Here is a 7,839-nt window from a genome sequence, read left to right as displayed (position 1 = left end):
CCTGACGCCACGAGTGTCCGCCGGCGCGTCCGGGTAAGCGGAAGCTGAGGACGACCCTGGCATGCGTTGAGGAGCGCTCCGAGCGGCGGCTTCGCCGCCGCCACGACGGGGGGGCATCGGGGGGGTCTTCCGAGACCCCCCCGAAATGACCGGGGGGGCATCGGGGGGGTCTTCCGAGACCCCCCCGAAATGACCTAGCCTGCCACCTCCGTCGGTTGTGTCACCTGAAGCCGCCGGAACACGTCATTGAGCGGCTTCTGGACCTGGCCGACGTGCTCGATGACTTCGCGGAGCATCTCGGCCATCGCCATGTGCTCGTTCCGGAAGTACTGCGTCTCGCTCTGGAGGTCGCTCACCTGCTTCCGCAGCTCGCCGACCTCATGCCGGAGCTTCAGGCACTCGTGCTCGGCCGCGTCGAACTTGCCCTTCAACCGCTCTCGGTCGTCCATGAGACCGGGGATGATCCGTCCGATGAGGTACTGGCTCTCCTCGATCCACCGGTCCACCCGCTGGCGATCCTCGAGTGCCTCCACCGTTCCCCTCCCTCGGGCCGGCCTGCCCGACCCGTTACCGGAGCGTTGCGTGGCCACGACTGCCGTCGGCCGCGGGTCGGTGTCGACGACCCAGCAGAAGCGGCGGCCGCCCCCGAGCGGCTCGGGGTTCCTCCGATCCCTCCGATGGTCCTCGGGTTGCTGCGACGGGCGGGTCTCCGCCCGCTCGGTGCGGCGACGATCCATGAGGACGGTCACGTCCGCATCCCCGGCGAACTGCGCCCGCAGATACGCATAGAGGGCAAGCTCCGCCCGCTCGACGATGACGAGGAACCGAGGCGCGGGGCAACCGGGTGCGGCGCGGCCGGCCGGGCGAGACAGGCGGGGGAGAGTGACGCGACGGCGGATCAATCGAGCCGAGGCGGGGGCGAAATCAGGGGCGCGACTGTCCGACCCCGAAGCCAGCAACTTCTGCCCGACCTGCCTCCCCGCCCGGTGTGGGCGGAGCTTGCTTGCGCTCGTCTCGAGCCAGGCCCACCGGAGGGCCGGACTCCCACATCTGGCGGAGCCTTGCCCTCTATCGCACAACATCTTGGGGCTGTCAAGGACAAACTGAAAACAGGGAGGTCGGTGGGCATCGAGACTGTCTCCCAGGTTCTAGAGGTGTGGTGGCGTAACCCCGCGCCGGCCACGGAATGCGTGGTGCATCGAGGAGCGCTCAGAGCGGCGGCTTCGCCGCCGCCACGACGGGGGGGCATCGGGGGGGTCTTCCGAGACCCCCCCGAAGTGACCTAGATGCCGATGAAGCCGGAAGACGTGCTGCGGGCGGTGGCTGCCGTACGGGGCGACGCGATCTGCGTGCCGACCATGACCACGGCGCCGGCCTGGCGGACCATCGCCCCCGACGACCTCTCGGTGACGTGCGTCGGCTTCATGGGCGGCGCCTCCTCCCTCGGCCTGGGCCTGGCCCTGGCTCGCCCGGAGCGGCGGGTGATCGTCTTCGACGGCGACGGCTCGCTCCTCATGCAGCTCGGCTCGCTCGCGACCATCGCGGGGGCGGCGCCCCGCAACCTCGTCCACCTCGTCTTCAAGAACGCCGTCTACCACACCTCGGGCGCCCAGGAGATCCCGGGCGGGCCGAGCGTGGACTTCGTCCTGATGGCCAAGGGCGCGGGGTACCGGAACGCCTCGGCGATCGACGACCTCGACGAGCTGCGGCGCCGCCTGCCGGCTCTCCTCGGTGAAGAGGGTCCCATCCTCGTCGAGCTCTCCACGACCCTGGCCGAGCAGACGCCGATGACGGCGCCCGCCGGCCTCCCGTTCTCCCGGCAGGTCGAGGCCCTCCGCGCCGGGCTCGCCCGCGTGTAGTTCATCGGGGGGTCTCGGAAGACCCCGGTGTGGTGGTCGAAGGGTCACCGCTGGCGGGCCGGGACCCAGGCGGTCGTGCGGCCGCCGATGGTGTCGCGGCGGATCCGCTCGCCCCGAACCACCGGAGCATCCCGCTCCCAGCGCCGATGGAAGAGCCACGTCCGCGGGTAGCGGTCGCTGTCCGCCCCGGCGCGCACGGCGGTGGCCAAGACCGACCGGAGCTTCGCCCGCAGCCGGCGGACCTCGTCGGCCGCCAGTGCGCGCGCCGGCTTCCGCGGATCGATGCGCGCCTGGTACAGCACCTCGTCGGCCACCCAGTTCCCGACGCCCGCCGCGAACGACTGGTCGAGCAGGATCGCCTTGATGGGCGCCGCCCGCGCCCCGAGCAGCGCGCGGAAGCCGGGCGCCGGGGGCAGCTCGCGGAGCGCGTCGAAGCCGAGCCCACTGACCGGTGGCTCGCGCGGCGGGTCCATCCGCAGCCGGATGCGGCCCAGGCGGCGGGCGTCGGCGATGGCCAGCTCGCCGCCATCGCCGAGGGTCAACCGCAGCTTCGTGAAGCGCGGCGGCCAGGTCGGGCCCGGATCGCGACGCCCGCTCGATCGTAGCCGCACCCGATGCCCGGCCGAGGTGAAGAGGCCGCCGGTCATCCCGAAGTGGACACATGGCCAGGGCCGCCGATCGAGCTCGAGCCAGAGGTGCTTGCCGTGACGCCGCACTCCGAGGATCCGCCGGCCGAGGAGCGCTCGCCGCAGCCGGCTGGTGCTCACGCCGTCGAGGACGATGGGATCCTCCGCGCACCACACGCCGACGATGCGACGCCCGACCGCCGCGCGCTCGGCCGCGCGCCGGGCGGCCTCGACTTCAGGGAGCTCCGGCATCAGCCTCCGTCGGAGGGGACCAGGGTCAGCGTGTGCCGGATGGTCGGGGCGACCTCGGCGCGGTCGAGGGAGAGATAGTGGTAACGGGCTGCGATCCACTCGGCGAGCTGATCGGCGTAATGCGGGCTTCCGGGGTGGCCGGATTGGCCCTGGGCGTCGACCGCCCACAGTCCCGGCGGCGTCGTGGCGAGGTCGGCGATCAGCCGATAGTTGGCCCCCATCGGCGCCAGATAGTTCGGGTCGTAGCCGGTGTTGCAGACCGTGGTCCCGTTTCCCTTCACGGGGAGGCCGCCCCGGTCGAGGAGCTGTCCGAGCTCGCCGCGGCCCGCGAGGACGTGCTGGAGCCGGATCTGATGGAGTCGGCCCCAAGTCCAGGTCGCCATGTCACTTCCGACCCGACCCTCGAGCTCGGCCAGGGCGTCCCGGAACGCGCCGAGGATGACCTGTTCCCGGCTGCGCTGGGTGAACCAGCCGACGGCGTCCTCGGCCAGGAGCTCCGAGGCCAGGCCGGCCGCGGCGCCCGCCAGGAGCTCGGCCGTCGCGCCGTCGAAGCGCTCGTCGACGACAGCGCGGCAGAAGCGGGGAAAGAACACGTCGAAGATCGCCGCCCCCACGCGATCGACCTCCATCTGGCAGTCCCAGGCCTCGAGGTGGCCGGCCGCCTGCCGGAGGCGTGGATCCTGGAGCACCTCGGGCGACGCGGCCAGCGCCTTGAGGAGTCGGGGCACGCAGTCGACGGCGCGGAGGGAAAGGGCATCCTGGTGCATCCGCACGACATCCTCGCGGGCGAGCCGGGGCCTCGCCTCGATCAGCTGGCGGATGCGGCGGGCGCGGTGGCCGCTCGACCAGGTTCCCGAGAGCGGGTAGGGGAAATCGTCGGGTGCCGGGCGGTTGTTCGCCGTCGCGATCCAGCCCCGCTCGGGGTCCCGCCACTGCGGCATCGCCTCGAAGGGGATGAGCCCCTCCCACTGATGCTGCGGGTCCCAGCCCGGCCGATAGCCGCGCTCGCGAATGCGCCGGACGGGCACGGTCCCGGCCGTCCGGTAGCCGATGTGGCCGTCCACGTCGGCGAAGACGAGGCTCCAGGTCGGGACGCGCCAGCCTCGCACCGCCGCCTGCAGCTCGTCAGCCGAGCGCGCGCGGTTGAGCGCGAGGAGGGACGTCAGGAAGCCGCAGGGAGTCGCGCCGAGCCAGCGGAGGGCGACCGGCCCCGTTCCCCGCGCCGCGGCCGGCAGGATGTCGTCGACGATGGGACCGTTTCGCGAGAAGCGGATCACCCGGCGCACGGTCTCGCGCCCCGCGACCCGGATGTCCTCGACCACCTCGCGGGCGGGCTCCCACCGCCCGTCGTAGAGAAACGCGCCCGGGCGAGCCGGGTCGGTCCGCTCCTGGTAGAGGTCCCGCTGTGAGCAGATGTTGTTGGTGATGCCCCAGGCCACGCGCCGGGAGCGACCGAAGAACACTGCCGGCACACCCGCATAGGCCGTGCCGGCGACGTCGAACGAGCCGCCCGAGAGGTGGACCTCGTACCAGCACGACACCGCGCCGAAGGCGATGTGCGGGTCGCTCGCGACGAGGGGCTGGCCGGTCGTGGTGCGGGTTCCGGCCACCACCCAGTTGTTGCTGCCCCGGCCCTCCTCGGGGTCGCCCACCGGCCAGCCGATGGCCGAGCCGACGGACTCCGTTCCCGCGGGTCGCCCGGGGTAGGCCCCGGGCGGCAGGATGCTCTCGTCGTCGGCCTCGCCCTGGAGGAACGCGGCGTAGAGCGGTCCTTCACCCAGCACGCGCTTGGCGAGCTCGGGGATCACGATGACCGGGAAGCGCACCGTCAAGTAGTAGCGGAACTCGCCGGCGATGGCCAGACAGTCCACGGGCGACCACGGCGCCGGGCCGTAGCCGAGGAGATCGAACTCGATCGGCAGGCGCTCGCGGCTCTCCTCGATGACCGCGTTGACGCCGTCGGCGAAGGCCGCCAGCAGGGCCCGGGTCTCGGCTGGCGTGCGCCCCCACTCGGCCTCGGCGATGTGGCGGAGCCCGATCGTTCGCGCGATCGTGTCGAGCTCGAGGCCCTCGGGTCCGAGGACCTCGGCCAGGGTGCCGGACGCCTTTCGCCGCAGGTAGTCGAGCTGGAAGAGCCGGTCCTGGGCCATGGCGTACCCGAAGGCGAAGAAGAGGGCGCCATCGGTCTCGGCGTAGACGTGGGGGATGCCCCAGCCATCCCGATGGATCTCGGCGCGGGACCCGGCGGGCGCCCGCCGGGTCCCGCTCGCGGCGGGGACCCGCGCCGCGGCTTCCGCCCGCCACCAGTCCTCGAAGTCGCGGCGGCTGAGACCGGCCGCCTCGCAGACCGAGGCGATCGGCTCGCCCGCGCCGAGCCGCTGTAACATCTCACGCGCCGTGATCTTCATGACGCCTCCCGAGGTTGAGGTGGACGCCGGAATCGGAGCCGAGCCTATCACGAGAGCGCGGGAGGGCTCAACGGACGCGGCGCGCCGGCGCCGGTCGCCACGGCGTGTGCTACAGTCGTCGGCGCGGGAGGTGACCATGCCGGACACGGGTGCGATCGCGCGCCGGGTCGAGCAGCACTACACGCGCCGCGACCTCGGGGCGGCGCTCCTGGGGGCGCTGGTCGCGGCCGGCAAGGACCCGGATCACCTGCGGCCTCAGGACCTGGCGCCGGTCGACGAGTTCCACGTCCGGGGCCGGGAGGCGACGCTCGAGCTGGGACGTCTCGTCGGGCTCGATCCGAGCCAGCACGTGCTCGACGTCGGGAGCGGCCTGGGTGGACCCTCGCGCTGCCTCGCGGTGGAGTTCGGCTGCCGGGTCACGGGAGTCGACCTCACCGACGAGTACTGCCGCGTCGCCGCGATGCTGGCCGAGCGGACGGGGCTGAGCGAGCGCGTCGCCTATCGCCACGGCGACGCCCTGGCCCTCCCGTTCGGGGACGCCTCCTTCGACGTCGTGTGGACGCAGCACGCGGCCATGAACATCGAGGACAAGCCGCGGCTGTACGCGGAGCTCGCCCGGGTCCTCGCGCCGGGCGGACGGCTGGCGATCTACGACGTGCTGGCCGGGCCCGCTGGCCCGCCCCATTTTCCGGTGCCCTGGGCGCGGGAGCCGGCGACCAGCTTCCTGGTCGCGCCGGCCGAGCTCCGGCGGCTCCTGGCGGCGGCCGGCTTCGACATCGTGAGCTGGCGGGACACGACGGCGCTCGGACGGGATTGGTTCCGCGCGATGGCCCGGCGGCTCGCCGAGGCCGGGCCGCCGCCGCTCGGGTTCCACCTGCTCCTCGGGGCCGACTTCGCCGTGATGGCCGAGAACATGCGGCGCAACCTGGAGGAGGATCGGGTCGCCCTGATCGAGGTCGTCGGACACCGACCGCCCGGTGGGGCCCGGGGCGGCGAGTGACGGAGGCCGGGCGGCTCTCCGGCCGGGTGGCGGTGCTGACCGGCGCGGGCGGCGGCATCGGGCGGGCCATCGCGCTGGCGTTCGCGGGTGAGGGCGCGGCGCTCGTCCTCGGCGACGTGGGAGACTCGGTCGAGGCGACGGCGGAAGAGGTCCGGCGCCTCGGGGTCGGGACGGCGGTGGCCCGCGGCGACGTGGGCCGCACGGCCGACATGGCCGCGCTGGCCGGGCGCGCGGTGGAGGCGTTCGGCGGGCTCGACGTCCTCATCACCTGCGCGGGCATCGACGGCCCCGGCCTCCTCGCGGAACAGGACGAGGGGAGCTGGACGCGGGTGATCGACGTCAACCTGAACGGCACGTACCGGGCGATCCGCGCGGCGCTGCCCGAGATGATGCGGCGGGGGCGTGGGCGCATCATCACGGTCGCCTCGGTCTTCGGGAAGATGGGCGGCTACGGCTACATCACCGCCTACGCCGCCTCCAAGCACGGCGTGGTCGGCCTCACCCGCGCGCTCGCCGCCGAGCTCGGGGCGCAGGGCCACCCGGGGATCACGGTCAACGCGATCTGCCCGGGCTACGTGCGCGCCGGGATGGGCGTCAAGGCCCAGCTGACGAAGGCCGGGCCGATGCCGGGCGCGGACATCTTCGAGCGATACTACAAGCGGCAGGTTCCGCTGCGGCGCATGATCGAGGCCGAGGAGATCGCCCACGTCGCCGTGTTCCTGGCGTTGCCGGAATCCGGAGGCATCACGGGCCAGGCCCTCAACGTCGACGGCGGGTTTCTCATGTCGTGACCGCCGGGGAGGGATCATGGAGTATCGGAGCCTGGGGAAGACCGGCCTGCGCATCTCGGCGCTCGGCTTCGGCTGCGGCAACGTCGGCGGGTTGATGGTGCGGGGGACCGCGGCCGAGCGCGAGCGGGCCGTGGCCCGCGCCGTGGAGCTCGGCGTCAACTACTTCGACACCGCGCCGTCGTACGGCGACGGCGTGTCGGAGCAGCACCTGGGTGAAGCGCTTCGGGTGGTGAAAGCCCCGGTGTGCGTGGGGACCAAGTTCCGGGTGGACCCGCCCGATCTGGGGGATGTCCGGGGCGCGATCGCCCGGTCGCTGGAGGCGAGCCTCCGGCGACTCGGCCTGGAGCGGGTCGACCTGCTCCAGCTCCACAATCCGATCGCCGCGCGGGGCGGGCCGGGTACGGTGGCGACGGCGGACGTCCTGGAGGAGATCATTCCTGCCCTGCAAGCGCTCCAGCAGCACGGGAAGACGCGGCTCTACGGCATCACCGCGCTCGGCGAGGCCCCGGCTCTGCATCAGGTCGTGGAGGCCGGGGGCCTCGACACGGCCCAGGTCTGCTACAACCTGCTCAACCCCAGCGCCGGGGTGGAGGTGCCGCCGGGCTTCCCGGCCCACGACTTCGAGGGGCTCCTGGAGCGCACCCGGGCCCGGCGGGTGGGCGTCATCGTGATCCGTGTCCTGGCCGCCGGGGCGCTGAGCGGCACCACCGAGCGCCACCCGATCGCGGCGCCGGCGGTGGAGCCGATCGCCTCGGGACCGGATTACGTCACCGACGTGCAGCGGGCGCAGCGACTCGCGGTCCTGGTCCAGGAAGGCTACGCCGAGAGCCTCGTCGACCTGGCGTTGCGCTTCGCGATCAGCAACGACGCCGTCTCCACCGTGTTACTCGGCTACTCGACCCT

Annotated in this window: 7 protein-coding genes; 4 read left to right on the top strand and 3 right to left on the bottom strand. The window is 72.9% G+C overall.

Features of this window, described 5'->3' with window-relative positions:
• Positions 1-194: 194 nt before the first annotated feature.
• Entirely contained in the window at positions 195-533 is a 339-nt protein-coding gene (locus VGW35_07115) for a hypothetical protein (GenBank protein HEV8307422.1), read from the bottom strand.
• Positions 534-1,286: 753 nt separating this feature from the next.
• Here VGW35_07115 and VGW35_07110 point away from each other — a divergent pair.
• A complete protein-coding gene (locus tag VGW35_07110; protein ID HEV8307421.1) occupies positions 1,287-1,859 on the top strand; it encodes a thiamine pyrophosphate-dependent enzyme in 573 nt (190 codons plus the stop codon).
• Between the two features lie 44 nt (positions 1,860-1,903).
• Here VGW35_07110 and VGW35_07105 read toward each other — a convergent pair whose 3' ends face one another.
• Both VGW35_07105 and VGW35_07100 read right to left on the bottom strand, forming a co-directional pair.
• On the bottom strand, positions 1,904-2,737 hold the full coding sequence (locus VGW35_07105) for a DNA-formamidopyrimidine glycosylase family protein (protein HEV8307420.1): 834 nt from the start codon (positions 2,735-2,737) through the stop codon (positions 1,904-1,906).
• Entirely contained in the window at positions 2,737-5,145 is a 2,409-nt protein-coding gene (locus VGW35_07100; protein HEV8307419.1) for a penicillin acylase family protein, read from the bottom strand. Before VGW35_07100 ends, VGW35_07105 begins: the two co-directional genes overlap by 1 nt.
• Positions 5,146-5,281: 136 nt before the next feature.
• Here VGW35_07100 and VGW35_07095 point away from each other — a divergent pair, with 136 nt between their 5' ends.
• The 3 genes from VGW35_07095 to VGW35_07085 all read left to right on the top strand — a co-directional run.
• Entirely contained in the window at positions 5,282-6,145 is an 864-nt protein-coding gene (locus VGW35_07095; protein ID HEV8307418.1) for a methyltransferase domain-containing protein, read from the top strand.
• The gene (locus VGW35_07090; protein ID HEV8307417.1) at positions 6,142-6,936 is read left to right on the top strand and encodes an SDR family NAD(P)-dependent oxidoreductase; all 795 of its coding nucleotides are present in this window, start codon (positions 6,142-6,144) and stop codon (positions 6,934-6,936) included. The genes VGW35_07095 and VGW35_07090 overlap by 4 nt, the downstream gene beginning before the upstream one ends.
• A 16-nt stretch (positions 6,937-6,952) precedes the next feature.
• Positions 6,953-7,839: aldo/keto reductase (locus tag VGW35_07085; GenBank protein ID HEV8307416.1), on the top strand; the 887-nt coding region annotated here is incomplete at its 3' end.

Source organism: Candidatus Methylomirabilota bacterium, from assembly GCA_036005065.1.
In the GTDB taxonomy this organism is placed as follows: domain Bacteria; phylum Methylomirabilota; class Methylomirabilia; order Rokubacteriales; family DASRDR01; genus DASYQW01.
The sequence above is the reverse complement of the archived record's forward strand: the minus strand, read 5'-3'. Positions and strand labels throughout refer to the sequence as shown.